Raw genomic sequence first — 26,154 nt, forward strand, 5'->3', positions numbered from 1 at the left:
GCGTGAAGGGCAGGCCTGTGGGGCTGCCCTTGGGATACGAGTGTTTGTCCGAGGTAGGTTATGAACAGAATCAGTCAGGCGAGCGCGTTGCTCTTGGCCCTGTATTTGCCCTTCGCCACGAGTAAGTGCCTGGCCGGGCCGGCTGCGGTGGGCGTGCCGCTCAATACCCCGGCCATGCGGGTACCGGCTGCGCAGAACGGCGTATTGATCGATCTGGCGCGGGCTGGCACACGTCTGGTGGCAGTGGGTGAACGCGGCCTGGTGGTCTTTTCCGACGATAACGGGCAGAGCTGGCGCCAGGCTTCGGTGCCGGTATCGGTCAGCCTGACGGCGGTGCAGTTTGTCGATGCGCAACAGGGCTGGGCGGTCGGCCACGCAGGCGTGGTGCTGACGACGCATGATGGCGGCGAGCATTGGACGCTGCAGCTTGACGGCGTACGCGTGGCGCAGCTCGAACTGGATACCGCCAGGGCCGAGCAGGCCACCGCTGCCGACCCGGATGCCGCCCTGATCCGGATACAAAATGCCGAGCGTCTTGCCGCCGATGGTCCAGACAAACCTTTCCTGGCGCTGGAATTCGTCGATGCGCACCGCGGGTTGATCGTCGGTGCCTATGGTTTGGCGCTGCAGACCACCGATGGCGGTGCCACCTGGCACTCAATGATGGGGCATATTGCTAACCCGAACGGCTTGCACTTGTACGCGATCAGTCGCCAGGGCCCGCGTTGGTTCCTGGCGGGCGAGCAGGGTTACCTGGCGCGGTCGGACGACGACGCGACGTCGTTCAGCCAGTTGGACAGTCCTTACGAAGGCAGTTTCTTCACCCTGCAGAGTCGTGCCGATGGCGCGTTGCTCGTCGCCGGCCTGAAGGGCAACGCCTTTGTTTCCAACGATGCTGGCGCAAGCTTCCAGCGCCTGTCCGTCCCCGTGCCGATTTCCTTCAACGACGCCACCCGCCTGGCCGATGGCCAACTGCTGCTGGTCAACCAGGGCGGCATGCTGTTTCGCAACAGCGAGCAGACCGGAGCGGCGCTGCTGCCACTGGGCAAACCCTTGGGCAAGCCTGTTTCAAGTGTGATCGAGGCCGCCGATGGCAGCCTGGTCGTTGCCGGTTTCACCGGGCTGCAGCGTCTTGCGCAGCCAGCCACTGCCGCTTCGGAGTGAGGTTATGACGTCCCCTGGTAAGTTTTTCCAGTCCCCTGCGAATGCGTTCGATGACTTTGATCCGCGTTCCGGCTCGGTGCTCGAACGTGCATTGTTCAACCATCGTCTGTGGGTGTTGCTACTGTGCCTGGCAACCACGCTGGTGCTGGGTTGGCAGTCCAGTCGTGTCGAGCTCAATGCCAGTTTCGAAAAAATGATCCCCACCCATCACCCCTATATCGCCCACTACCTTGAGCACCAGCAGGAGTTGAGCGGGCTAGGTAATGCGGTGCGCATTGCCGTGGTCAACAAGCAGGGCGATATCTACGACAGCGCTTACCTCAAGACGCTGCAGGCATTGAGCGACACGATCTACCTGCTGCCCGGTGTCGACCGTGCGTACATGAAGTCACTCTGGACGCCGGCCACACGCTGGGTGGCGGTGACAGAAGCGGGCCTGGAGGGTGGGCCGGTCATTCCGGATAACTACGATGGCGGCGCTGCGAGCCTGGCGGCATTGCGGCGCAATGTGCAGCTGTCCAACGAAATCGGTCAGTTGGTGGCGTTCGACCAGGCTTCGAGCATCATCCAGGTACCGCTGCTGCAGCGCACCCCCGATGGCCGACCGTTGGACTACACCCGGCTATCGCAACAGCTGGAGTCGGTGCGCAGCCAATACCAGAGCGACAGCATCGACATCCGCATCACCGGTTTCGCCAAGAAAGTCGGTGACCTGATTGCCGGCCTGCGGCAGATCCTGATTTTCTTCGCCGTGGCGATCCTGATCACCACGGTGGTGCTTTATTGGTACACCCGCTGCATTCGCAGCACTCTGTTGGTGGTGTTCTGCTCATTGGTGGCGGTGGTCTGGCAGCTCGGCTTGCTGCCGCTGCTGAATTACCAACTGGACCCCTATTCGGTGCTGGTGCCGTTCCTGGTGTTTGCCATTGGCATGAGCCATGGGGCGCAGAAGATGAACGGCATCATGCAGGACATCGGGCGCGGCATGCACCGGGTGGTCGCCGCACGCTTTACCTTCCGCCGCCTGTTCCTTGCCGGTCTCACCGCGCTGCTCTGTGATGCGGTGGGTTTCGCGGTGCTGATGATCATCAAGATCCAGGTGATCCAGGACCTGGCGATGATCGCCAGTATCGGCGTGGCCGTGCTGATCTTCACCAATCTGATCCTGCTGCCCATATTGCTTTCCTATGTCGGGGTCAGCGGTCGCGCGGCGCGGCTGAGCCTGAAAAGCGAGCACGCCGAACAAGCGGGCCAGCATCGCCATGGGTTCTGGCGCTTCCTCGACCTGTTCACCCAGCGCCGGTGGGCGGCGTTGTGCATCGCTTTGAGCCTAGTGCTGGCGACGCTCGGCTTCGTGGTCAGCCTGCAATTGAAAGTCGGTGACTTGGATGCGGGCGCGCCCGAGCTGCGGGCCGACTCGCGCTACAACCAGGATGATGCATTCCTGACCCGGCATTACGGCGCCAGCAGCGATCTGTTCGCGGTCATGATCAAGACCCCTGCCAGCGCCTGTTCGCGCTATGACATCCTGAACAAGGTCGATGCCCTCGACTGGCAGTTGCGCACCTTGCCAGGGGTTGATTCGACCAATTCACTGGCCTTGCTCAATCGCCGGATGCTGGTGGGCCTGAGCGAAGGCAGCCCGAAGTGGTACGAGCTGCAGAACAACCAGGCGATGCTCAACATGGTCACCGCCGGCGCGCCGCGTGGGTTGTACAACGAAGACTGCAGCCTGCTGACCCTGTACACCTACCTTTCCGACCACAAGGCGCAAACCCTCAGCGGCCTGGTGGATCACGTCGAACAATTTGCCGCCGCGAACAATACCGACGAGGTCCAGTTTCTGCTGGCGGCGGGCAATGCCGGGATCGAGGCCGCAACCAATATCGTAGTCAAGCAGGCCAATCGGGAAATGCTGTTCTGGGTCTACGGTGCGGTGATCCTGCTCTGCCTGATCACCTTCCGCTCCTGGCGCGCCACGGTGTGCGCGGTGATTCCGCTGATGCTCACCTCGATCCTCTGTGAAGCGCTGATGGTCTGGCTGAATATCGGCGTCAAGGTCGCGACCCTGCCGGTGATCGCCCTCGGCGTGGGCATCGGCGTCGACTATGCGCTGTACGTGATGAGCATCCTGCTCGGTCACATGCGCCAGGGCACCAGCCTGTCGGAGTCGTATTACCGGGCGCTGCTGTCCACCGGCAAGGTGGTGATGCTGACCGGTGTGACCCTGGCGATCGGCGTCGCCACCTGGATGTTTTCGCCGATCAAGTTCCAGGCCGATATGGGCGTGCTGCTGGCGTTCATGTTCGTCTGGAACATGGTCGGTGCGCTGGTCCTGTTGCCGGCCCTGGCGCACTTCCTGTTGCCGAGCAAGCGTGTAAGCGCGGGACAGGCCGAGGCCGAACCCAGCCATCCGACCAGCTTGGCGCTGACGCCTGCCTTAATCGAAGAGGGGGCCTGCGTGAAACATTCGCTGCGCCTGGCTCCGGGGCTCGGTCAGACGGCAACGGCGGCCGCTCATCCCGTCGCGTCATAACAACAAGAAAGGACTTCCCATGTCTCGTGTGCATCTGTTCCAGCAGTCTCTATGGCTTGACCTCACCGCCGGCCTGAGCGCCTTCGGCATGGCATTTTGCGCGGCGCAACCTGCGGAGGTGCGCGATGAACGTTGAACGCCAGGCGCGGCTGCCGCAGTCCCTGTTGCTCTTGCTTGGCAGTTGCCTGCCGGTGCTCGGTGCGGTGCTGCTGGCCCCCATCCTGCCGCGCATGCAGGAACACTTCGCCGGCACACCGGGCGTCGCGGTGCTGGTTCCCATCGCCCTGACGCTACCGGCGCTGATGATTGCCCTGTTGGCACCCTTCGCCGGAATCATCGCCGACCGACTCGGGCGCAAGCCGTTGCTGATCGGTGCGATGTGCCTCTACACCGTCTGTGGCGTGCTGCCGTTCTGGCTGGATTCGTTGCAGGCGATCGTCGTCAGCCGCGCCGGCATCGGCGTGGCCGAGGCGGCGATCATGACCTGCTGCACCACGATGATGGGTGACTACTACAGCGGCGCACGACGTGAACGCATGTTCGCCCTGCAAATGGTCGCGACGTCGTTGTCGGCGGCGATCTTCATTGCCGTCGGTGGCGTGCTCGGCGAGCACGGCTGGCGTACCCCGTTTGCCCTGTATGGGTTGGGGCTGGTGTTTTTGCCGCTGATGGCTTGGTTGCTCTGGGAGCCGCGTGGGCATGCGGCCATCGAGAAGAAGCCGATGAGCGGGGCCTTCCCCTGGCGCACCTTGGCACCGTTGTATGGCTTGTCTTTCCTGGCGGGCTTGAGCCTGTTCATCGTGCCGGTACAAGTGGGTTATCTGCTCAACTTGCTGCACGTCGAAGGCTCGCAACAGATCGGCTTGACCATGGGCGCCAGTCAATTCGGCGTGCTGGTCGGCGCCCTGAGTTTTCGTCTGTTCAGCGGTGTGCCGGCGCACCGGCAGATGCTCCTGGCCTTCGTCGCGGCCGGGATGGGTGGCGGGCTGCTGGCGGTAGCCAACAGTCACGGGCTGGTGGTGATCGCCGTCCTGATCAACGGACTGGGCATCGGCCTGATGATGCCGACCTTGCTCACCTGGATCATGGCCCAGGTCGATTTCCAGCAGCGCGGCCGCGCCGCCGGCGGTTTCACGGCGATGTTCTTTGCCGGTGAGTTCGCCAGCCCGCTGGTGGTGCTGGCGATCACCGGTGGGGTAATCGGTGCCTTGCCCGCTGCACTGGGAATTGTCGCGGGCGTTCAACTCGTAGTGGCCCTGGCCTGTCTTCGGTTGCGGGTCAGCGGGGCTGCTTTTCCCACTGCGGTTACCGCAGACCCTGAGCACTGACTTGCCCATTCGACGTTTCATAACAATAAAAACAATGAGGAGAACACCATGAGTTATTTGCTCAACACCTGGTACATCGCTGGGTGGGCGGACGAGCTGGCGCAAGGTGGCATGCTTGGCAGAACCATCGTCGAGCAACCGATCGTGTTCTTTCGCAATAGCCAGGGTGTCATCCAGGCGCTCGCCGATCGTTGCCCGCACCGTTTTGCCCCGCTGCACATGGGCAAGATTGTCGACGACAGCGTCCAGTGCCCGTACCACGGCTTGCGTTTCGATGGCAGCGGCCAATGTACACACAATCCCCATGGCGATGGGAGCATCCCCAAGGCCGCCTGTGTTCGCGCGTTCGCGGTCGCTGAGCGCCATGGGGCGATCTGGGTCTGGCCGGGCGATTCAAGCCTGGCCAACGATGGGCTGATTCCTGATTTTTCCTTCCTCGACGAGGCGCCAACCCACGCCAAGGGGCATGGGTATTTGCCTACGCGCGCGCACTACGAACTGCTATCCGACAACATCATGGACCTGAGCCACGTTGATTTCCTGCACCCCGATACGCTCGGCGGTGGGGCGCTGTCACGCACCCGCGCCACCATCGAGGAGCTGCCCAACGATCGCGTACGCATCAGTTGGTGGGCGCCGGATGATGTGCCTCCACCGGCGTTCGGCGCTCACCTTGAAGATCCAAGCCGGGCTGACGTCTGGGCCGAAGTCATCTGGCACGCACCTGGCCTGATGCTGCTCGGCAGTGGCGCCACGCCTCCAGGGTGTCCCAGGGACGAGGGACCAGTGACATGGAACCTGCATCTGATGACGCCGCAGGACGCGGCCAACACCCATTATTTCTTTGCCAACACGCGCAGTTTCGAGCAGGACAATGCGCAGTTGAATGCCTTCGTCCAGGAGATGTTGATCGGCATTTTCGCCGGCGAAGACAAACCCATGGTCGAGGCTCAACAGCGCCAGATTGGTGAGGTTGAACTGCTTGGCCTCAGCCCTGTGTTGCTGCCAGTCGATGCAGGGGCCGTGCGCTGTCGACGTGTCCTGCGTCGGCTGATCGAAACCGAGCGTACGGCGGCGCAAGCCAGTCCGTCATCAAGTTATGGAAAAGAGGAATCGCGATGAGCTTTCTACGCAACGTCTGGTACGCGGCCGCCTGGGGAACCGAGGTCAAGGCCGGGGAGCTGTTCCAACGAACCTTGCTTAATGAGCCCGTGGTTTTTTTCCGCGACATCCAAGGTAACGCCCAAGCCATTGCCGACCGCTGCCCCCACCGTTTCGCGCCCCTGGGCATGGGAATCCTCAAAGGCGATGCGGTGCGTTGTCCGTACCACGGCCTGGAATTCGATGGCAGTGGCACCTGTGTGCATAACCCCCACGGCGATGGTGCAATTCCCAAGGCGGCAAAGGTCAAGGCCTACCCGCTGGTTGAACGCTACAGCCTGTTGTGGATCTGGATGGGCGATGCACAACTGGCCGATGCGACGCTGATTCCGGATTTCAGTTGCATGGATGAAGACCACTGGTATGTCGGCAAGCGCTACCTGCACGCGCGGGCCAACTACGTGCTGGAAACCGACAACATCATGGACCTGAGTCATATCGAGTTTCTGCATCCGTCTACGTTGGGTGGCGATGGTGTCAAGAGCGCCTTGACCAGCGTGCGAGAGGAGGGCAACACCGTATGGTCCAACCGCCAGACGGTTGCGGAAATCATGCCGGAGTTTCTGTACGCCGCCTGGAACATTCCTCAGGGCACACCGGTGGACCGTTGGATCGATGTGCGTTGGGATGCTCCGGCGAATATGTTGCTGTTTTCCGGCGCCGTGGCGACCGGGCTCCCCAGGGATCAGGGCGTTTCCACACCGATTCCGCATCTGTTCACTCCAGAGACCGAGACCACGACTCACTACTGGTTCTCGGTCTGTTTCCCCAAGGCGATGGGCGAATTTGCCGAGAGTTTCGCTGATGAGCAGGCGGCCGCGATCAGCCGGCCCTTTGCCGATGAAGACTTGCCAATGCTCGAGGCGCAGCAGCGCATGATGGGCACTGCATCGTTCTGGGACTTGAAGCCGGTCCTGCTGATCGGTGACGCAGGAGCGGTTCGCGCGCGGCGTGTACTCGATCGCATGATTGCCGCTGAGCAGCCTGCGGGTGCCAAGTGATGATTGAAGTCATCGTCACTGGCAAGCGCCTCGAAGCCGAAGGCATCTACAGCTTCGAACTGGCCCCAGCAGAAAATTCCATGTTGCCTGCCTTCAGCGCCGGCTCGCATATCGACGTGCACCTGCCCAATGGCCTGGTGCGCCAGTACTCGCTGTGCAATCACCCCGAAGAACGCCACCGCTACCTGTTGGGCGTGTTGCTCGACCCGGCGTCTCGCGGCGGTTCGCAGGCCATGCACGAACAGGTGCACGAAGGTAGTCGGCTGTGCATCAGCGAGCCACGCAACCTGTTCCCGCTTGAGCATGGGGCGGGGTACAGCGTGCTGTTCGCTGGCGGTATCGGCATCACGCCGATCCTCTGCATGGCCGAGCGCCTGGCGCGGATCGGCGCGCCTTTCGAGCTGCACTATTGCGGTCGCTCGGCCGGGCGCATGGCCTTTATCGAGTACATCCGCGGTTCGACATTCGCTGCTTGCGTGCAGGTTCATATGGACGATGGCGAGGAGGTCCAGCGTCTCGACGCCGGTCGGGTTCTGTCCGGGCCAGCCGCCGACCGTCACCTGTATGTCTGTGGCCCCAACGGTTTCATGGAACACGTTCTCGGCACGGCGCGCGCCCAGGGCTGGGCCGAGGCGCAACTGCACCGTGAGTACTTTACCGCCGCCGCTGCGCCGGCCAGCGAGGCGGGCGGTTTCGAGGTGCAACTGGCCAGCACCGGACAGTGTTTCCAAGTGCCGGCCACGCTCAGCGTCGCCCAGGTGCTGCTGGAGGCCGGCATCGACATCCCGTTGTCTTGCGAACAGGGCATCTGCGGCACCTGCCTCACACGCGTGCTGGAAGGCGAGCCGGAGCATCGCGACATGTTCCTGACCGATGCCGAGCGGGCCCGCAACGACCAGTTCACGCCTTGCTGCTCGCGCGCGAGGAGCGCGCGGCTGGTGCTCGATCTTTAAGGTTTTCTCATGAATTCATCGATACCCGCTGGCGCGTTTCGCCAACTGATTGAGGACTCGAACATGCAACAGCTTCCTGGTTTCAAACGCGTGGTCACCGGGCACGATGCCCAGGGCCAGGCGGTGGTCGCGTTCAGCGGACCAACGCCCAACAGCTTCCCCCTCAAGGCCGTGCCCGGTACGGTCTTCCATGAGATCTGGAACAGTGGTGCCAGCCCGGCCGTGCTGGATAACGGCGACGACCCCACCAACAAGCCGCTTCAACTGAGCCCTGCACCATTGGGCAGCGTCATTCGCGTGGTGGATATCCCGCCCGACAGCGTGCAAAACCAAGTCAGCGCCGAGGAGGCCGCGGCCGCCTTCGCCGAAATTGGCCAGGCTCATGCCGGCACAGGGCAGGCGGACTCCAAGCACAAACTGATGCATCGCACCGAAACGCTGGACTACGGCGTGGTCACCGAGGGCGAGGTCTGGCTGGTGCTCGATGGCGAGGAAGTGCATCTCAAGCGCGGTGACATCGTCGTGCAGCGCGGCACCAACCACGCCTGGAGCAATCGCACCGAGCAGATGGCGCGCATGCTGTTTGTGCTGCTCGATGGTCGCTTCGCCCCCGAGCAGCAAGGAGAACCGGCATGAAGCTCAGCACCCTGAACGATCACAGCCGTGACGGTCGCCTGCTGGTGGTGTCACGCGACCTGGCCTGGGCGGTGGAGGCCAGTGACATCGTCGGGACACTGCAGGAGGCCATCGAGCGTTGGCCGAGCGTTGAAGCTGCTTTGCGCGCTCGCTATGACGCCCTGAACGAAGGCTCGCTGGCCGGGGCCTTCGCCTTTGATCCGCAACAAGCCGCCGCACCCTTGCCGCGTGCCTGGCAGTGGCTGGATGCGTCATCGTTTCTCAGCCATGGCGAGCGGATGCAGAAAGCGTTTTCGCTGGACCCGATTGAAGGTGTCGAGCACACGCCGCTGATGTACCAGGGCTGCGGCGATGACTTCCTCGGTGCTCGCGATGACATCGTGCTGCCCAGTGAAACCCATGGCATCGACTTCGAAGGTGAATTCGCCGTGGTGGTCGATGAGGTTCCCATGGGTTGCTCGGCACAAGACGCCATCGACCATATTCGGCTCATTGTGCAAGTCAACGACGTCAGCTTGCGCGCACTTGCACCCCGAGAGATGAAGACGGGCTTCGGGTTTATCCAGGCCAAATCCTCGTCAAGTTTCGCCCCGGTGGCAATCACCCCCGACGAGTTGGGCGAAGGCTGGCGCGACGGGCGGGTGCACCTGCCGCTGAGGGTCGAGTGGAACGGCCAGTGGTTCGGTCATGCACACGGTGGTGCCATGCATTTCGGCTTTCATCAATTGATCGCCCACGCAGCGCTGACCCGGCGTCTCAGGGCTGGTTGCGTGATCGGTTCCGGCACGGTTTCCAACGCCGACCCCAGCGTTGGCGCGGCCTGTATTGCTGAACGTCGTGCCGTTGAGATGATTGAGCACGGTGCGCCACGGACGTCCTTCATGCGCTTTGGCGACCGCGTGCGCATGGAGGTCTTCGATCTGCAAGGGCAGTCGGTGTTCGGGGCGATAGACCAGTGTGTCGTGCCCGGAGGCCTCCCATGCGCGTGATGATTACCGGAGCCAATGGTTTTGTTGGCCGGGCGCTGGTGAAACGATTGCTCCAGACCAATGAGTTGCGCGGCCGGTCGATCAGCGCGTTGATCTTGCTGGACAAGGAATTGGTGGGGTTTGCTGAAGATAAACGCCTGCGCCAGCATTGCGGCAGTGTCACCGACGCCGCGCTATTGCGCCGCGCCTTGGCCGATGGCATCGATGTGGTTTTTCACTTGGTCAGCATTCCAGGTGGTGCGGCCGAGCAGCATTATTCACTGGGCTATCAGATCAACCTGTTGGCAAGCCTGGAGTTGCTTGACCAGTTGCGCCAACAGCCTGGCGTGCCGGTGCTGGTGTATGCCAGCAGCGTGGCGGTGTACGGCGGCGACCTGCCGGCCCGCATGGATGAGCGCGCCGTGCCGCACCCGCAGTTGAGTTACGGGGCGCACAAGGCGATGGTGGAAATGGCGATCAACGACCTTGCCCGACGGGGCGAGGTCGACGGTCGGGCCGTGCGCCTGCCCGGCATTGTCGCCCGTCCACGTGAACCCAACGGCCTGCGCTCGGCGTTCATGAGCGACCTGCTGCACGCCTTTGCCCAAGGCGAGCCGTATTGCTGCCCGGTTTCACCCCAGGCGCAGGCGTGGTGGATGTCCCAGCGGTGTTGCGTGGATAACCTGCTGCGGGCCGCCGAACTGCCCGCCGTTGAGCTTGGCGAGTCACGTGTCTGGCAATTACCGCTGTTGCACCTGTCCATTGCCCAGGTCATCGATGCCCTGGCCGCCGCCTACGGCCAGGAACGCCGCGGGCTGATCAGCTTCGCACCGGACGCTGGACTGCAAGCGTTGTTCGGCAACTTCCCCGCAATGAAAACCCCTCTGGCCCGCGCCCTTGGCTTTCGCCACGACGGCTCGGCTGGCGCCTTGATACGTAACAGTTTGAACGCTGCCACCCCGACGCGTCGTGCGCGTGGGCGGGTGGGACTTGGAGTGAGTGAAAATGCAATCAACTAAACGCCGCCTGGTGGACCTGTCCGTGACCCTGGACAACAACCCCTACACCGATCCACCGCCGTTGTTGCCGAGAATCGACTACATGGACCATCAGCAAGGTTGGCCGGAGATGGCCGCGATGTTTCCTGGCCTGTCCAAGGCGCAACTGCCTGGCGATGAGTCCTGGGCGGCCGAGCGCCTGCAGATCACCACGCACAGCGGTACGCACATGGACGCCCCTTGGCACTACGCCTCGACCACGGACGGCGGCAAGCCGGCTTTCGGCATCGATGAGCTGCCGCTGGATTGGTGCTTGCAACCGGGCGTGAAGCTGGACTTTCGTCATTTACCGGATGGCCATGTGGTCAACGCCGCCCAAGTGCAAGCCGAGCTGGAACGTATTGGCCATGTTCTACGGCCGCTGGACATTGTCCTGGTCAACACCCGTGCCGGCGCGCTGTTCGGCCAGCCAGGGTACCTGGACGCCGGGGTCGGCATCGGCCGTGAGGCCACGTTGTACTTGTTGGAGCGCGGCGTGCGCGTGGTCGGCACCGATGCCTGGAGCTGGGATGCGCCGTTCAAGTACACACGCGAACGCTTCGCCGCCACGGGCGATGCCTCGATCATCTGGGAAGGGCACAAGGCCGGACGCGACATCGGCTACGGCCAGATGGAAAAACTGGCCAACCTGGAATGCTTGCCGGCCCATGGATTCCAGGTGTCCTGCTTTCCCTACAAGATCAGGCACGCTTCGGCCGGTTTCGTCCGCGCCGTAGCGATTTTCGAGGAATGAGCGTGTCGGCGGCCGGCGGGAAAAAGCGTGGCAGCCTGTCCCAGGGGCTTGAGGCGCTGCTGTCGGAGCACATTGTCGAGGGACGGCTGCGTGGCGGTGAACAGTTGCCCACCGAGTCGGCCCTCATGCTGACGCATGGGGTCAGCAGGACCGTGGTGCGCGAGGCCATGTCGCGTCTACAGGCCGCTGGAATTGTTGAGACACGCCACGGTATCGGCACGTTTGTGCGCGGCAGCACTCTATCGCTGGGGGCCTTCATCGACCCGGCTACCCTCGGCATCATCACTGACTCGCTGGCGATCATGGAGTTTCGGATCGGTCTTGAGGTGGAAGCCGCCGGGCTCGCCGCCCAGCGACGTAGCCCGGATCAATTGGCGGGGTTGCGGGCGCTGCTCGATCAGCTCGGCCAGCCTGCAGTCAGCGTCAATGATCGGGCCGCGCTGGATTTCCAGTTCCATTTGGGCATTGCCCAGGCGACCGGCAATCACTACATCGCCGACACGCTGCTCAACCTGGGCGAGGTCATCATCCCTCGCAGTCGTCTGGATTCCGCGCGCTTGTTTCACGATGAGCCGCTGCACTACGAACAGCGCATGCAAAGCGAGCACGAGCAGATTTTCCAGGCGATCTTCAATCAGGACGCTGAGTGTGCGCGTGCTGCGATGCGCCTGCACCTTCAGGACAGTCGCGAGTACTTGGACCAGGCCCGCCAAGCGTTGATGACATGACGGATAAGCAGAGCTACCCGGTGCCGGACACGGCCACGCAGCCGCCCGCCATGGCGCTCACCATCATCGATCCTCGCTGGACCTTGTTCGTCCGTGTCGTGGCGGCTGGCAGTCTCAGCAAAGCAGCCGTGCTGCTGGACATGCCGCAGTCCATGGTGAGTCGCAATATTGCCTTGCTCGAATCGCAATGTGGCGAGCGCCTGTTCCATCGCACCGGGCGCGGGGTGGTGCTGACCGAGTTTGGCGAGCAGTTGCTGCCCTGTATATCGGATCTTCTGGCGAACGCCGAAAGCCTCGCCGATGACATTCGCAACCTGCGTGGCAAACCAGTGGGGGAGGTGGTCGTGGGCATGTTGCCCTCCGCGGTGCGTCGGTTTGCGGGGACGCTTTTTGCGGCGGTGCGTGCCCAGATGCCCGGTGTGAGATTGCACCTGATCGAGGGCGCGAGCGCTCAACTCGAAGAGCAGTTGCACGATGGTCGTCTGGATATGGCGCTGGTGCTGCGCGAGAGCGAGGCCAGCATCGGCCAAGCCCATCTGCTGGCCAGGCTACCGCTGCACCTGGTAGGACCCGCCGCCGATCCTCTGTTCGGAAATCGAGATATTGCGCTGGAAAATCTATCGGGGCTGCCATTGGTCGTACCAGGGCGACCGCATCTGCTGAGGGCCAGGCTCGATCATTTGGCTGCGGAGCAAGGCGTGGAACTGTGCGTGGCCGCGGAAGCCGACTCGGTCCAGCTCCAGTACGAAGTCGTCGCGGCAGGCGGAGGCTATGCGATTGCCTCTGTGCTGCCGGGCTCGCTGGATCAACGGCTGGTTTCATCGCGCATTATCGAGCCTGTGTTGGAGCGCTTTGTCGTGCTGGTCGAATCGCCACGGCGCCCCTTGACCCGTGCTTCCCGTGAAGTGCGACGGCTGATTTGCAATCTGTCCATGCCATCGATTTAAGCGATAGCTGCTTTGCATCCCCAGCAGTATTCGGTGGGGGGCGCGCCTCGTAGGGTGTCAGTCAACCAACGACTGATCCCCGATTGCGAGGTTTGCGCCATGCATCACGTCCAAGAACTCCAAGTCATTGCCCCGACGCTTTTTCTCAGTGACGCCGATGTAGCCTCGCTCGCCGACTGGAGCACCGCCGTCGCCGCGCTCGCCGAGGCGTATGCACGCCCTGCATCGGATGCCATGGTGCCGCCTCGCTCCATGGCGCGGGGCGATGGCATCTGGCTGCGCAGCCTGACCGCTGTCCCACCCACTGGCGGCCACATGGGCTGCAAGTTGATCGCGGCCTCCATGCGGGCGCGCTGTGCCAGCTACCTGATCGCGTTGTTCAATCAGCAAACCATGGCGCTCACTGCCCTGATCGACGGCAATCGGGTCACGGGTTTGCGCACGGCGGCAACCGCTGCGCTGGCGGTCGATTTGCTGGCGCCCAAGCACGGGCTGCGGGTGGGTGTGATTGGCTCGGGGTTCGAGGCCCGTGGCGCGTTGGACTGCCTGAAGTCCGTGCGCGATGTGACTCAAGTGCGGGTGTTCAGCCCAACGCCCGCGAGCCGCGAGCGCTTTGCCGAAAGCTTCAGGCCTGGGCTGGATATCCAAGCGGTGAACAGCGCGCAAGAGGCCGTGCAGGATTGTGATGTGGTGATTTGTGCCGCCCGCAGCCGTGACGAGTCGCCAGTGTTGCAAGGCGCGTGGCTTTGCCCCGGCACTACGGTCGTGTCGTTGGGTTCCACCTTGCCTGAGCAACGGGAAGTTGACCCGGTCACGATGGAACGAGCCGTCTGCATCGTCGCCGATATGCCGCAAGAGGTGCTCCACGATACCGGCGATGCCATTGCGGCGATCAGTGCCGGCGTGTATGTCGCCGACAAATTGGTCGCGCTGTCGGACCTCGTCGCGGGTCGTGTCACCCCACGGCAAAACGAAAGCGACATCGTTCTCTACAAGTCTGTTGGTTCGGCGCTGCAGGACGTCGTCATCGCCCAAGCCCTGTACGAGCGCGCCCGGCAACAAGGCCTCGGCATCGAATTGCCCGCCAGCATTGTTCCTGTCTCGAAATAACCCCTCCACTGTTCGAAGGAAAATCATCATGGCCACATACAAGAAAGCAGATGCCCGTGCCTGGGCGCGGGAAAACCTGGTGGGCTGCTCGGCGGTCACCATTCCAAGTTTCAGCGTCGATCTGAAGCGACTCAACGAACGTGGCATTCGCCACGACATTGAACATACGGTCGGCCTGGGCTACAGCGCCACGTTGCTGTGCAGCGAACTGGCGATCTCTCCCCAGGAGAACGCCCAGTTCACCGCCTGGGCCCGTGAGTCGGGGAAAAACCTGCTCCTGTTCTTCCACGCGGCTTTTGGCACGCTTGCCGAGAACATCGAGGCGGTGAAGCTTGCCGAGAATGCCGGCGCAGACATCGTCCTGCTCTCCTATCCGCCGCAGTTCTGGCCGACCAGCGAGCAGGAAATCTACGACTACACCAAGTCGTTCTGCGATGCCACGGACCTTGCCGTCATGCTCTTCCCGATCCCGCTATGGGGCTTCGAGCGCGTGAATCCAGCGGGGATGTCGTTGGAGTTGGTTCGTCGGCTGTTGGCCGATTGCCCGAATATCGCGGCCATCAAGTCCGAGCAAGGGTTCCCGCTGCCAGCGGGCATTTGTGAGATGTATCACCATTTCCGCGATCAGGTGGTGATCAGTTGCCCGATCGAAGGCGACGCAATCCCGTTGATGAGCCTGATGAAACTGCAATTTTCCGGCACCAGCAACACCGCCTGGATGAGTGACTACTACCCGAAAGCGTTCGAACTGGCCCGCACGGGCCGATTTGAAGAGGCGATGGAACTGTACTGGAAGGTCAATCCGGCCCGCAGTGCCAACGGCGCCGCCGCGCAAAGCTATGCCGGCGGCACCGGTGTGCTCAATCGCACGATGTGGAAATACCAGGACTGGCTCGCCGGCTTCAACGGCGGACCACTGCGTGCCCCGGCGATGCGCGTGCCGGATCGTTTCATGAAGTCGCTGCGCCAAGGCTTGGTCGCGTCGGGGCTGCCAGTGACTTCGGATCCTGACAGCGCCTTCATGATCGGGCGTCATCCGTGCTGATCGGGAGGGTTGCACAATGAAGCATTTACTCAAGGATCCTACGCTGTGGCGCGACGGTGCCTATATCGCCGGTGAGTGGCTGGCCGAGACGCCGCACGGTCACTACACGCTGCGTAATCCGGTGGATCAAACGGTGCTGGCCGAGTTGCCGCGCTGTCGCGAAGCTGAAGTCCGGCACGCCATCGACGCGGCGCACGAGGCCTTTGGCCCATGGCGTCGCCTGACGGCCAAACGCCGTGGCGAGGTGTTGCGCCGCTGGTATGAGTTGATGGTCGAACATCGCGAGGACATTGCCACGCTGATTACCCTGGAGGAGGGCAAGCCCCTGGAGGAGGCGCGGGGTGAAGTCGATTACGCGGCGTCTTTTGTGCGCTGGTTTGGCGAGGAAGCCACACGGGTGCGTGGTGATCTGATTCCGGGGGTGAAGGACACTCAGCGCATTGTGGTCCTGCGCGAACCCATCGGCGTCTGCGCCGCGATCACGCCCTGGAATTTCCCCGCTGCGATGATTACACGCAAGGCCGCCCCGGCCCTCGCGGCCGGTTGCACCATGGTCGTGAAGCCGGCCAGCCAGACGCCCCTGACCGCCCTGGCACTCGCCGAACTCGCTCAGCGGGCGGGTGTGCCAGCAGGCGTTTTCAGTGTGATAACGGGTAATGACACTCGCGACATTGCCGGTGAACTCATGGCCAACCCGTGGGTGCGCAAACTCACCTTCACCGGCTCCACCGAAGTGGGCCGGCTGCTGCTGGCGCAAGCGGCACAGACGGTCAAGAAATGCTCCATGGAACTGGGCGGCAACGCCCCGTTCATTGTCTTCGACGATGCTGATCTGGATGCAGCCGCTGACGGGGTGATGTTGGCCAAGTTTCGCAACGGTGGGCAGTCCTGTATCGGCGCGAACCGGGTGCTGGTGCAGTCAGGGGTCTATGACGCATTGGCGGAGCGCATCGTCGAGCGCATGGCACGCTTGAAGGTCGGCAATGGCCTGGAGCCGGGTGTCCAGGTCGGGCCGTTGATTGATGAGGCGGCGGTAGGAAAATCCCAGGCCCTTGTCGATGATGCACTGGCGCAGGGTGCCCGACTGCTGTCCGGCGGCAAGCCCCATGCGCTGGGCGGCTGTTTCTTCGAGCCCACCTTGTTGGCCGATGTGACCCATGGGATGCGGGTCGCTCGTGAAGAGATCTTCGGTCCGGTCATGCCACTGGTGCGTTTCGACACGGATGACCAAGCCATTGCCATGGCCAACGACAGCGAGTTCGGCTTGGCGGCGTATCTGTTCAGCCGTGACGCGGCGCGTATCTGGCGCAACGCCGCGCGCATCGAATCGGGCATGGTGGGCATCAACTGTGGCTTGATTTCAAATGAGGTCGCACCCTTCGGCGGGGTGAAGCAGAGCGGACTCGGGCGAGAGGGATCCCACCTGGGAATCGACGAATTCCTTGAGGTGAAATACCTGTGCTGGGATGGCTTGGAAAGCGTGTGACGTATGGGCGCGAGCTTGCTCGCGAAGGTGTCGGCACATCCAACATCACTGCGAACTGAGCCACCGCTATCGCGAGCAAGCTCGCTCCCACAGGAGAAATGGTGGTGTACCTGGATCTCCTATCCAACCCAAAAACCGTGTGGGTGTTCAGCCATCGGACAGGCTGATCCCCCACACCCATCATCTCCTGCGATACCTCTGATTGTGCAAAGCGATTTCAGCGCGGATAGCCAATTCGATAGTCTCGACGTTGATCCGGCATTGTCAGTCGGAACTTCATGAGCCTGTGGCATTGAGTCGATAGCGCTGCAGAACTCGTCGGTGCGCCATGCAATGTCAGCCCGATTGAAATAAGAATAATTAGGAGAGCGTGATGATTGCAGCAGTCAACAAGGTCCTGGTGATCGGAGGAGGGTTCTCCGGTATGACCGCGGCTATCCAGCTCGCCCGCCAGGGCATCGAAGTGGACCTCGTCGAAATCGATCCGTTGTGGTGTCCCTTGGGAGCGGGGATTACGCTCAGTGGGCCCACGCTGCGAGCGCTTGATACGGTTGGGATTCTGGAACGGGTCGCCGGGGAAGGGTATTTGTCGACCAATTTCGATGTGTTTTCACCGGCCGGCGACCTGATCGTGCAATTGGCGCTTCGACCGCCGGTCAGCGATAAACCGATACCCTGTGGTGGCGGCATCCTGCGCCCGGTACTGGCTCGGATATTTGCCGACAGGACGCGGGAGGTGGGTACCCGTGTGCGCCTGGGCATCACCTACGACAGCATCATCGAGGATGATGATGGCATTGAGGTGTCTTTCACCGACGAGACCACTGAACGCTATGACCTGGTCGTCGCTGCTGATGGCGTGCATTCGCGCACGCGGAAGGACTTTTTCCCGCAAGCACCCTCGCCAAAACCCATTCATCAGAGCGTCTGGCGTGCGGTGCTGAAGCGTCCGCCGGAAATCGTGCGCCCCACTCATTGGCTGGGTCGCACCAAGGTTGGCGTCAATCCGATCTCCGAAACGCACATGTACATGTTCCTCATGGAAAACCGCGCGTTTTCCGAGTGGATCGATCCAGCCAGTTGGCCGGGCGAAATGGCGCGCCTGCTGAGTGAGTTTCCAGCCCCGATCCTGCAAACGCTGGTGCCGCAACTGTACGAGGCGGGCGCCAGTATCGACTATCGTCCCCTGTCCAATCTGTTGGTGCCGCTGCCCTGGCACAAGGGCCGTATCGTGCTGATCGGCGACACGGTGCATGCCACCACGCCGCACCTGGCTTCCGGGGCTGGTATCGGTATTGAGAGCGCCATCGTGCTTGCCGAAGAGTTGCTCGCCAGTAGCAATCTACAGACGGCCCTGAGCCGGTTCGAAACGCGGCGCTGGGAGCGTTGCCAACTCGTGGTCGAGAACTCCGCGCGCCTGTGCGAGATAGAGAAAAGCGGTGGGGACAAGGAAGAGCATGCGCAGATCATGCGTGAGTCCACTGCGACGCTGGCTGAGCCTATTTGAGGGATCGCGGCCCTTCTGAATGGAAGGGTCGCGCTGCTGGTCTTCAGGAGCAGTGATCGAAAATGACGACCTCTTTGACGTAAGCGAAAAAAGACGCCGATGTCAGCGCCACGCCGTCCTCGGCAAGTTTTTGAAACAGCGCTCGCTGATATTGCCGAAAGGTCGAGAAATCCGCTTCATTTTCAAACCACAGGCTAGAGGCGCCTTCGTATACGGCGATGTTTGGCCCGAAATAGGCCGTCACCTTGTCACCCTCGGGCAGGTACCGGGAGCGAACATACCGGCGTAGGGCGTTCTGGAAGTCGGGCTGTTCCCGGGTAATGCTCTCGTGAGCGGCGTCCCAAGCGTCGAAAAAACGATCGAGCGCCATGGCTGGGTTCTTCTTCAGCAGGATCATCACTTTCCATGGAAGAGGCGCTGTAGCGGTGCTAGCCGTCTCCACTTCATCCATCAATTGAGCGAGTTGCTCGGAAAGGTCCGCGAAGTTCTTTGCATCAGGGCCGACGGTTTGCTGGGCATAGGGATCGCTGAAGGTGCGAATCAAACCCGGCACGTCTTCAAAAAACAGCTCCGTAATGGAGTCTTTGTGGAAGGACTGTGCGTAGGCACTGTCAGTGTGAACTCCGAAAGCCGCGTCAATGACATGGTTCTGCACGTACCGTTTGACGCCTAACGGTTTGGCTTTAGCGATTGCTCCGTGGGTGTGCTCTACATAGTTTAGAAACTCGGCATGCGTCATTCCGGGTTTTCTGCGTACAGCGGCTAGGATCTTAATCATGAGCGCGTTCTCGTTTTTGGCAGGGCGACAGGTCTTGGACCTTAATTGCAATGTGCGCGGGTGTTATTCATCTAGTTGTTTTCCAACACCAAAATATAAGGCCAGGTTTATCCCGCGAACCAATCGGTATTCGTGCTGGTAGGTATCGTGCAATAACATGCTTGAGCAGCCTTGAGTCCGATAGTGCGCCACACACTTCGGCCCGCGCCGACTCAGGTGGTGTCGGCTACAGTTCCTGGTAACCGCAGGAATGTATCTTGACCGCCACGGAATATTGCTCATGACGAAAAGCCCTCCGTTCCAATCGCTCGGCTGCGCCGAATGCCGCAACCATGAGGCGCTGGGGTTCGATTTCACCATGGCCTTCCAGCCTATTTTCAATGTCCGGACACACGCTGCGTTTGCTTATGAAGCGTTGGTCAGAGGCGTCAATGGTGAATCGGCTGGCTACATCCTGGGGCTCGTGAACGACAGCAACCGCTACCGATTCGACCAGGCTTGTCGGGTGAAAGCCATCGAGGAAGCCGCAAGGCTGGGCCTGCTGGACATTCCCGATTGCTTGCTGAGCATTAACTTCCTCCCGAACGCCGTATACCGGCCGGAGACGTGCATCCGGGCTACCCTGGAAGCGGCGCGCCTGGCCCATTTCCCGCCAGAAAGGCTCATGTTCGAAGTGACCGAAGGCGAGAAGGTGGTCGACCCTGATCACCTCAAATCGATTTTCGTGGAGTACGAGCGCCAGGGTTTCACTACTGCCATCGACGATTTTGGCGCGGGGTATTCGGGCCTTAACCTGCTGGCCATGTTCCAGCCGCAGGTGCTGAAGATTGACATGGCACTGACCCGAAGCATTGATCGAGACTTGGCCAAGCAAGCGATCGTCGAAGGCATCATCCTGGTCGCCAGGCGCTTGGATATCCTGGTCATCGCCGAAGGTGTCGAGACCCGTGAAGAAAGCTCGACGCTTCTAAGCATGGGGATCGAGCTGATGCAGGGATATTTGTATGCAAGACCCGAGGTCGGTCATCTGCCGGCGGGATGCTTTGACTTGGGTTGATGTGTCAAAGCCCTCCAGCGGCCAGCATTCTTGAGTCGCTCGTTGCAGTTGAATCGAAAGCACCCTCCGGCCGCGGTCCGAAGAAGCTTTACAGCGTGATACTGGTGGCGGGGTAGAACACAATGTTGAGTACGAAGAGGATCATCCAGAAACCGATTTCCAGTGTTTCGGTAATAGGCTGGATCTTTTTGATTGCGCCGTAGACATGCACGAAAAACATCAGTGTGAAGACCACGAAAAGAATATCGAAGGCATAACTGAAACTGGTACCGGTGGTGGCCGAACGCAACATTGCTATTTCAACAACTAGAATGAACGCGCCGAGGCAACGGCCGAAATAGATAGCCAGGTGTTCGTGTTCGGGGACGGTCCAGCGCATGAGCCGGGCCCATTGGAGCGGGGCGAGGAAGATGGGTAAGGCAAAGAACAGCGTGGTCACGATCATCAGGGTGGTGATGTATTCCTTGCTGTATGGCGCATAGTAACCAAGCATTTAACAACTCCTTGTTTTATGGGTGCATCTAGGCACCCCTGCAGTAATTTTTATTGTTGTTGTGACTGGCTGGTTTTGCGGCGGGAAGTATTGCGAGGGCTGAACAACAGCGTCAATGGTACGATAGCGCCTACTACCAAAGGCGCTGAGGGATGTAATACCACTCACACCCTTAGTTCCGATGCGGGGAAACAGCGGACTGCCTCGACTGACGACTCAATCCAGGCGTCTTGCCCGTAATGCGCTTGAATGCGCGACTGAAAGCGGCCTGGGAGGTATAGCCCAAGCGCTGCGCCACCTCTTCAATCGGCAGCCTTTCGAGCGTCAGCCACTGGCTCGCCAGCCGCATTCGCAGCTCGGTCACGTAGCGCAACGGGGCCATGCCAATCGTCATCTGGAAACGGTCAGCGAAGACTGAGCGAGAGGTATTGCATTGCTCCGCCAGCTGCGCAACGGTCCAGTCGCGCCCCGGTTGTTGATGGAGCGCGAGGAGTGCATTGGCCAAGCGTGGATCGCGCAATGCGGCGACCAGGCCAGAGGCATTACCGCAGGCGCACTCCACCCAACCGCGAACGACCATGGCGGCCACCACGTCGGCCAATCGCGCAAGTATGCCCGCGAAGCCGATACGTGCGGCGCTGACCTCGCGTTCCATGGTGGTCAGGATAGGCACCAGCCCGGGGTAACGCTGGCCGCCGGCATCGATCAGCATCAGGCCCGGCATTAGCCTGCCAAGGCCATGGATGCTGCCCAGTTCAAATTCCATGCAGCCACTGAACAAAACGGTGGTCGGCGTGGGGCTGGCATCGGCTCCCGCGTCCACCGCGCTCACGGTATCGCCGAGGGGGGCGCCGTCCAGACGGTCGATGTCCTGGACAGGAACGTCCGTATGGGAAAGCAATTGATGGGCCGCACCCTGGGAGATGAATACGGCGTTTCCAGCAGACAGCGCATAGGTTGCCCCGTCTTCCATCCGCAGCACCGCATTGCCGACCGCCAGGAAGTGGAACCAGGCATGCCCGGGTTTGGCAGCGAAGCCCAGGCCGAAGGTTGGACCGGCTTGAATACGCCGGTATTCGACGCCACGCAGGCGCATGCCGCGCAACAGCTCATTGATGAGTTCCGAGGAAAGGGCAAACTGATCGGTAGGCATTATTCAGGTGTTTCAGTCAAAAAATAGAGGTTCTTGATCATAGATCATCCAGATTTGCACGCCTAGACTGCGACTCGCAATGAGAATTGGGAGACCCGAGCAATGACTGACTGTGTTTGTAATGCCGTATCCGACAGCCATCTCGGCGCCGGGGTGGATGTTGAACCTGCGACACCCGCATGGATGGCCGTATTTTCGTTGGCAATGGGCGTGTTTGGATTGCTGACCGCCGAGTACCTTCCGGCCAGCCTGTTGACGCCCATGGCGACCGACCTGGGGGTGTCCGAAGCGTTGGCTGGCCAGGCGGTAACGGTCACTGCCGTGGTCGCACTGTTCGCTGGCCTGCTGGTGCCAGGCCTTACCCGCAGTATCGACCGCCGCTGGGTGCTGCTGGGTTTTTCCACGTTGATGATCGCCTCCAATCTGCTGGTCGCCGTTTCCTCCAGTCTCGCGGTGCTGCTGGTCATGCGTATCTTGCTGGGTATCGCCCTTGGCGGGTTCTGGAGCATGGCGGCAGCGGTGGCGATGCGCTTGGTGCCGGGTGCTTTGTTGCCCCGGGCGCTCTCGATCATTTTCAGCGGCATTGCCGTCGGGACGGTGGTTGCGGTCCCATTGGGCAGCTACCTGGGCGGGCTATATGGCTGGCGTAGCGCGTTCTTTGCAGCGGCGGCAGTCGGCGTGGTGACCCTGGCTTTCCAGTCGTTCACGCTGCCACGCCTTGCGCCGCGCCGGCCGGCACGCCTGCGCACTGTACTGCAAGTGCTGCAGCGCCCGGGCATCGCCATGGGCATGTTCGGTTGTGTGCTGGTGCACAGCGGCCACTTCGCGATGTTCACCTATGTCCGGCCGTTCCTCGAAGGGACCACTGGCATCGGCCCCCAAGGGTTGTCGCTGATGCTGCTGGGTTTCGGTGTGGCGAACTTTGGCGGCACGTTGTTAACCGGATGGCTGCTTGAGCGCCGCCCGCTGGCCACCCTGGTGTTGATGCCGACGTTGGTGGGCGTTGCAGCACTGGCGCTGGTTCTGTTGCCGGCCTCGGTGCCGGGGCAGGCGGTGCTGTTGGCGATCTGGGGCTTGGCCTTTGGTGGTGTGCCGGTGGCATGGTCGAACTGGGTCGCCAGCGCGGTACCCGATCAGGCGGAAAGCGCCGGTGGCATGGTGGTGGCATCTGTACAGTCGGCCATCGCAACAGGCGCCGCTGCTGGCGGTGCGATGTTCAGCCTCGGCGGCAGCGTCGGCGTATTCGTGGCGGCGGCTGTACTGATGCTGTTGGCCGCGTTGCTGATTGCGTTGCGGGTCCGGGTTCCTTCTGCCCATGGCAATGCCCAGGCCAGGCCCGCGCTGCACCTCTGATCCTGCTTCTCAGCCACGCCGATTTCTGAGAAGCGGTGTGATAACGGCGACCTAGTTATCCAAGAAATCCGTGAGTATGTCTGTGGATAACCGCGCTGATGCCAGGCAGGCAGCGCGTTTTAACGGGCGCTCAAAAAATGTACAGGCAGTTTGATGTCACCTTCCGCCGTGGGCGACTGAGTTTAAACAGGGCGCTGGAAACCGGGACCACCTTGCATGCATGTTCAAGGGAGCCGCCTCCAATTTCAGTACAGCCTTGAGTCGTCAGCGCTCCTGAATTGCCTCCGAACCCCTTCTGCGCAGCCCTATTCCGATAAACGCGTACCCTGCCGGCGCAATGCCGCATCAGCCCCTTTATTTGTCCGGGTTGTGACTATTGACACAAATGGTCACATGAATAAGTATGACGCGTCTGTCTCGAGAGATCGCCATGAACCAGCGCCGCGGCAGGCTTCCGGTTTTTCCAGGGCAGGCCTCTACGGGGGTCACTGTCAGCCCGTTCAGAGAGCGCTGATATGCCCAGCTTTGCCCAGTTGCTGCAGCAATTCTTCACGAGCTCCATCCATCTCAGCTGCTGTTTCAAGAGTTCAAATAATGAAAAAAATAATGCTCAAGACCCCACTGGGCCTCGCCGCTCTGCTCGCAACTTCTCATGTGCTTGCCAGCGGATTCGCTCTTAATGAACAAAGCATCAGCGGGATGGGATCGGGGTTTGCCGGTCGTTCGTCCTCTGCTGAAGATGCGAGCACCGTTTTCGGCAATCCGGCAGGCATGTCTCGATTGAAGAGAGAGGAGGTGAGCGTTGGCGCGGCGATGCTTTTCGCGAAGTCCGACATAAGCCAAACCAGCAGCACTTTCGGTGGCCAAGAGGACGGCGATATGGTGCCAGTGACCACGGTGCCAATGGGTTACTACGTCAAGCCCATTGATGAGCACTGGGCGTTCGGTGTTGGTTTTTATGTTCCTTTCGGCCTGATTACCGATTATGGCAGCGGTTTTGCCGGGCGTTATTACGCCAACAAAAGCGAGGTCACGACCCTTACGTTCCAGCCCACTGTCAGCTATGCCTTTAACGACAAAGTCTCGATTGGCTTCGGTCCCACCCTCAACCGCATCAGCGGTGAAATATCGGGAATGGTGCCCAATCCCCTGAGCCCTGGCCGCAACGATGGAAAACTCAAAAGCACTGGCGACGACACGGCCCTCGGTTTCAACGCCGGGATCCTGGTGCAGGCTACCGACCGAACCCGTTTGGGGATGACCTACCATTCCAAGGTCAGTTACCACTTGGACGCCAAGACCAAGGTCACCGACGGAATCTTCAGTGTGCTGGGCGTCAGTGGCGAGAGCTATGACGCTTCGCTGGATGTGGATACCCCGGAATCGGTGGACTTCTCGGTGACTTATCAGCTCAACGCTGATTGGACCCTGTATGCGGGGAGTACCTGGACGCGTTGGAGTCGCTTCAAGGAACTGACCATCGAGAACTCGGGATTGCCTCCTTTGCTCAGCGGCTCGCTCGGCACCATTACCGAAGAGCAGAATTGGCACGATACCTGGGCTCACGCCATCGGTGCGGCGTATCGGTTGAACAACCAATGGGTGCTTCGCGCAGGTTTGTCGGTCGACCAGTCGCCCGCCAATAACACCAATCGCGGACCGCGTATTCCCACAGGTGACCGCACGGTAATCAGCTTCGGTGCTGGCTGGACACCGGTGGAAGATGTCACGGTCGACGTCGCCTATTCTTATCTGCAGGAGGAGAGCGTGCAGGTCAACCACACCTCAGCGACCCGGGGTGCCTACCGTTCCAAGTATCAGAACAGCGCGAACGGCCTGGGTGCTTCGGTCAGCTACCGCTTCTGATGGGCTGCCGCGTTACGGTAACTGAACGACTGGGTGGCACCTGTTGCCTCCCGGTCTTTTAGGCGCGCTCACCGCGTTGAGACTTTCCGATACGCGTTCGGCGACTGTCCAAACCAGCGCCGGAACGCACGCGCGAAGGCTGTAGCATCCGCGTAGCCAAGCTGAAACGCTAGGTCCTCCAGCTTCATCTCGGTATTTTCCAACAGTTGCCCGGCGAGTTGTTTACGCTCCGCCTCGACGAGTTTGCGCAAAGTAGTGCCTTCCTCTGTCAGCCTGCGATGCAGGCTGCGCGGCGCCATCGCCAGCTGATTGGCAACCTCTTCAAGGGAAGCTGCCAGTCCCGTTGCCCCCAACAGAAGTTGTCGGACCTGGCCGGTGACGCCGCCGACTTGCCGTCTCTCCAGTTGCGCTCGGCACTGCTCTTCCAATAACCGGACCAGATGTGCGTCGTACATCGGCAGCGGCAACTCCGCATCTTGCCGACGCAGCACGATGGCGTTGCGCGAACAGCCATAGTGCGGCGCGATGCCGCTCAGTGCTTCGATTCGGTCCGCGTGCGCCGGCGGGCTGCCTTGAAATTCGAGCCGTAGCAGGCGCAATCCCGACAACGCGAGCTCGTCGAACAGGCGAATGCTGGTCGCCATGTCTCGTTCCAGCAGGAATTGCCGCAGGTGGTGCGGGATCGCTGAGGCGTCGACGCTCGTGCCGTACTCATGCTGATCGCAGAATATCTCCAACCGGCAATACGCCGTGCTCAGCGGCAGGTAGCGCAGGGCGCACTGAACGGCCTCGCGCACATTGCGGCTGGTTCGCAGCGCAAACCCCCAAAGGCCGAAAGTCGCCACGTTGTACCGCAGGCCAAGCTCGAAGCCCAACGCGGGAATGTTCGGCAAAGCCAGCATCAGGTTTTCGATCAGGCGCATCTCCTGCTCGCGTGCGATCAGGGCGTCCGCGTCCCGCAGCTGCGCTTCGATGATGCCGGTGCCCAGCAGGCAGGTCTGCGCATCGACGCCGTAGCGCGCAGCGAAATTCACCATCACCTGACTGATGGCCACGGGGTGCTTGAAGATCGCGTGCTTTGGTATGCCCATGC

General features: G+C 61.3%; 23 protein-coding genes. 19 read left to right on the top strand and 4 right to left on the bottom strand.

Annotated elements, in window-relative coordinates:
• Positions 1-60 precede the first annotated feature (60 nt).
• The 16 genes from ACIPQ1_RS02610 to ACIPQ1_RS02685 all read left to right on the top strand — a co-directional run bounded on the left by ACIPQ1_RS02610 (position 61) and on the right by ACIPQ1_RS02685 (position 18,361).
• Positions 61-1,164: a WD40/YVTN/BNR-like repeat-containing protein gene (locus ACIPQ1_RS02610; RefSeq protein WP_446533524.1), complete on the top strand. Its 1,104-nt coding sequence runs from the start codon at positions 61-63 to the stop codon at positions 1,162-1,164.
• A 4-nt stretch (positions 1,165-1,168) separates the two neighbouring features.
• The gene (locus ACIPQ1_RS02615; protein WP_446533525.1) at positions 1,169-3,700 is read left to right on the top strand and encodes an efflux RND transporter permease subunit; all 2,532 of its coding nucleotides are present in this window, start codon (positions 1,169-1,171) and stop codon (positions 3,698-3,700) included.
• A gap of 125 nt (positions 3,701-3,825) precedes the next feature.
• A complete protein-coding gene (locus ACIPQ1_RS02620) occupies positions 3,826-5,028 on the top strand; it encodes an MFS transporter (RefSeq protein ID WP_434575710.1) in 1,203 nt (400 codons plus the stop codon).
• Between the two features lie 48 nt (positions 5,029-5,076).
• On the top strand, positions 5,077-6,150 hold the full coding sequence (locus tag ACIPQ1_RS02625) for a Rieske 2Fe-2S domain-containing protein (RefSeq protein ID WP_446533526.1): 1,074 nt from the start codon (positions 5,077-5,079) through the stop codon (positions 6,148-6,150).
• Positions 6,147-7,190 (top strand): Rieske 2Fe-2S domain-containing protein, encoded by a 1,044-nt coding sequence (locus tag ACIPQ1_RS02630; RefSeq protein ID WP_446533527.1) that lies wholly within the window; start codon positions 6,147-6,149, stop codon positions 7,188-7,190. The genes ACIPQ1_RS02625 and ACIPQ1_RS02630 overlap by 4 nt, the downstream gene beginning before the upstream one ends.
• On the top strand, positions 7,190-8,143 hold the full coding sequence (locus ACIPQ1_RS02635; RefSeq protein WP_446533528.1) for a PDR/VanB family oxidoreductase: 954 nt from the start codon (positions 7,190-7,192) through the stop codon (positions 8,141-8,143). Before ACIPQ1_RS02630 ends, ACIPQ1_RS02635 begins: the two co-directional genes overlap by 1 nt.
• A 63-nt stretch (positions 8,144-8,206) precedes the next feature.
• On the top strand, positions 8,207-8,779 hold the full coding sequence (locus ACIPQ1_RS02640; RefSeq protein WP_446533529.1) for a cupin domain-containing protein: 573 nt from the start codon (positions 8,207-8,209) through the stop codon (positions 8,777-8,779).
• On the top strand, positions 8,776-9,768 hold the full coding sequence (locus ACIPQ1_RS02645) for a fumarylacetoacetate hydrolase family protein (RefSeq protein ID WP_446533530.1): 993 nt from the start codon (positions 8,776-8,778) through the stop codon (positions 9,766-9,768). Before ACIPQ1_RS02640 ends, ACIPQ1_RS02645 begins: the two co-directional genes overlap by 4 nt.
• Positions 9,759-10,766, top strand: a complete 1,008-nt coding sequence (locus ACIPQ1_RS02650) for an NAD-dependent epimerase/dehydratase family protein (protein WP_446533531.1) — start codon at positions 9,759-9,761, stop codon at positions 10,764-10,766. The genes ACIPQ1_RS02645 and ACIPQ1_RS02650 overlap by 10 nt, the downstream gene beginning before the upstream one ends.
• On the top strand, positions 10,753-11,538 hold the full coding sequence (locus tag ACIPQ1_RS02655; protein ID WP_186706222.1) for a cyclase family protein: 786 nt from the start codon (positions 10,753-10,755) through the stop codon (positions 11,536-11,538). The genes ACIPQ1_RS02650 and ACIPQ1_RS02655 overlap by 14 nt, the downstream gene beginning before the upstream one ends.
• A complete protein-coding gene (locus tag ACIPQ1_RS02660; protein WP_446533532.1) occupies positions 11,535-12,266 on the top strand; it encodes a FadR/GntR family transcriptional regulator in 732 nt (243 codons plus the stop codon). Before ACIPQ1_RS02655 ends, ACIPQ1_RS02660 begins: the two co-directional genes overlap by 4 nt.
• On the top strand, positions 12,263-13,213 hold the full coding sequence (locus tag ACIPQ1_RS02665) for a LysR family transcriptional regulator (RefSeq protein WP_446533533.1): 951 nt from the start codon (positions 12,263-12,265) through the stop codon (positions 13,211-13,213). The genes ACIPQ1_RS02660 and ACIPQ1_RS02665 overlap by 4 nt, the downstream gene beginning before the upstream one ends.
• 99 nt (positions 13,214-13,312) lie before the next feature.
• On the top strand, positions 13,313-14,323 hold the full coding sequence (locus ACIPQ1_RS02670; protein WP_446533534.1) for an ornithine cyclodeaminase family protein: 1,011 nt from the start codon (positions 13,313-13,315) through the stop codon (positions 14,321-14,323).
• A 28-nt stretch (positions 14,324-14,351) separates the two neighbouring features.
• Entirely contained in the window at positions 14,352-15,368 is a 1,017-nt protein-coding gene (locus ACIPQ1_RS02675; RefSeq protein ID WP_446533535.1) for a dihydrodipicolinate synthase family protein, read from the top strand.
• 16 nt (positions 15,369-15,384) lie between these two features.
• Positions 15,385-16,854 (top strand): NAD-dependent succinate-semialdehyde dehydrogenase, encoded by a 1,470-nt coding sequence (locus ACIPQ1_RS02680; RefSeq protein ID WP_446533536.1) that lies wholly within the window; start codon positions 15,385-15,387, stop codon positions 16,852-16,854.
• A 373-nt stretch (positions 16,855-17,227) separates the two neighbouring features.
• Positions 17,228-18,361 carry an FAD-dependent oxidoreductase gene (locus ACIPQ1_RS02685; RefSeq protein WP_446533537.1) on the top strand — a complete coding sequence of 378 codons (1,134 nt, stop codon included), beginning with the start codon at positions 17,228-17,230 and terminating at the stop codon, positions 18,359-18,361.
• 43 nt (positions 18,362-18,404) lie between these two features.
• Here ACIPQ1_RS02685 and ACIPQ1_RS02690 read toward each other — a convergent pair whose 3' ends face one another.
• The gene (locus ACIPQ1_RS02690; RefSeq protein WP_446533538.1) at positions 18,405-19,139 is read right to left on the bottom strand and encodes an EthD domain-containing protein; all 735 of its coding nucleotides are present in this window, start codon (positions 19,137-19,139) and stop codon (positions 18,405-18,407) included.
• Between the two features lie 280 nt (positions 19,140-19,419).
• On the opposite strand from ACIPQ1_RS02690, the gene ACIPQ1_RS02695 reads away from it, so the two are divergent.
• Complete coding sequence (locus ACIPQ1_RS02695; protein WP_446533606.1) at positions 19,420-20,196, top strand: EAL domain-containing protein; 777 nt, start codon at positions 19,420-19,422, stop codon at positions 20,194-20,196.
• Positions 20,197-20,284: 88 nt separating this feature from the next.
• Here ACIPQ1_RS02695 and ACIPQ1_RS02700 read toward each other — a convergent pair whose 3' ends face one another.
• Positions 20,285-20,689: a hypothetical protein gene (locus ACIPQ1_RS02700; protein WP_446533539.1), complete on the bottom strand. Its 405-nt coding sequence runs from the start codon at positions 20,687-20,689 to the stop codon at positions 20,285-20,287.
• A 172-nt stretch (positions 20,690-20,861) separates the two neighbouring features.
• Positions 20,862-21,842 carry a cupin domain-containing protein gene (locus ACIPQ1_RS02705; RefSeq protein ID WP_446533540.1) on the bottom strand — a complete coding sequence of 327 codons (981 nt, stop codon included), beginning with the start codon at positions 21,840-21,842 and terminating at the stop codon, positions 20,862-20,864.
• A 102-nt stretch (positions 21,843-21,944) separates the two neighbouring features.
• Here ACIPQ1_RS02705 and ACIPQ1_RS02710 point away from each other — a divergent pair, with 102 nt between their 5' ends.
• Positions 21,945-23,195 (top strand): MFS transporter, encoded by a 1,251-nt coding sequence (locus ACIPQ1_RS02710; RefSeq protein WP_446533541.1) that lies wholly within the window; start codon positions 21,945-21,947, stop codon positions 23,193-23,195.
• A gap of 594 nt (positions 23,196-23,789) precedes the next feature.
• Positions 23,790-25,061: an OmpP1/FadL family transporter gene (locus ACIPQ1_RS02715; protein WP_446533542.1), complete on the top strand. Its 1,272-nt coding sequence runs from the start codon at positions 23,790-23,792 to the stop codon at positions 25,059-25,061.
• 68 nt (positions 25,062-25,129) lie between these two features.
• Here ACIPQ1_RS02715 and ACIPQ1_RS02720 read toward each other — a convergent pair whose 3' ends face one another.
• On the bottom strand, positions 25,130-26,152 hold the full coding sequence (locus tag ACIPQ1_RS02720; protein ID WP_446533543.1) for an AraC family transcriptional regulator: 1,023 nt from the start codon (positions 26,150-26,152) through the stop codon (positions 25,130-25,132).
• Between the last annotated feature and the right edge of the window lie 2 nt (positions 26,153-26,154).

The sequence above is a fragment of the Pseudomonas sp. LARHCG127 genome (assembly GCF_052871455.1).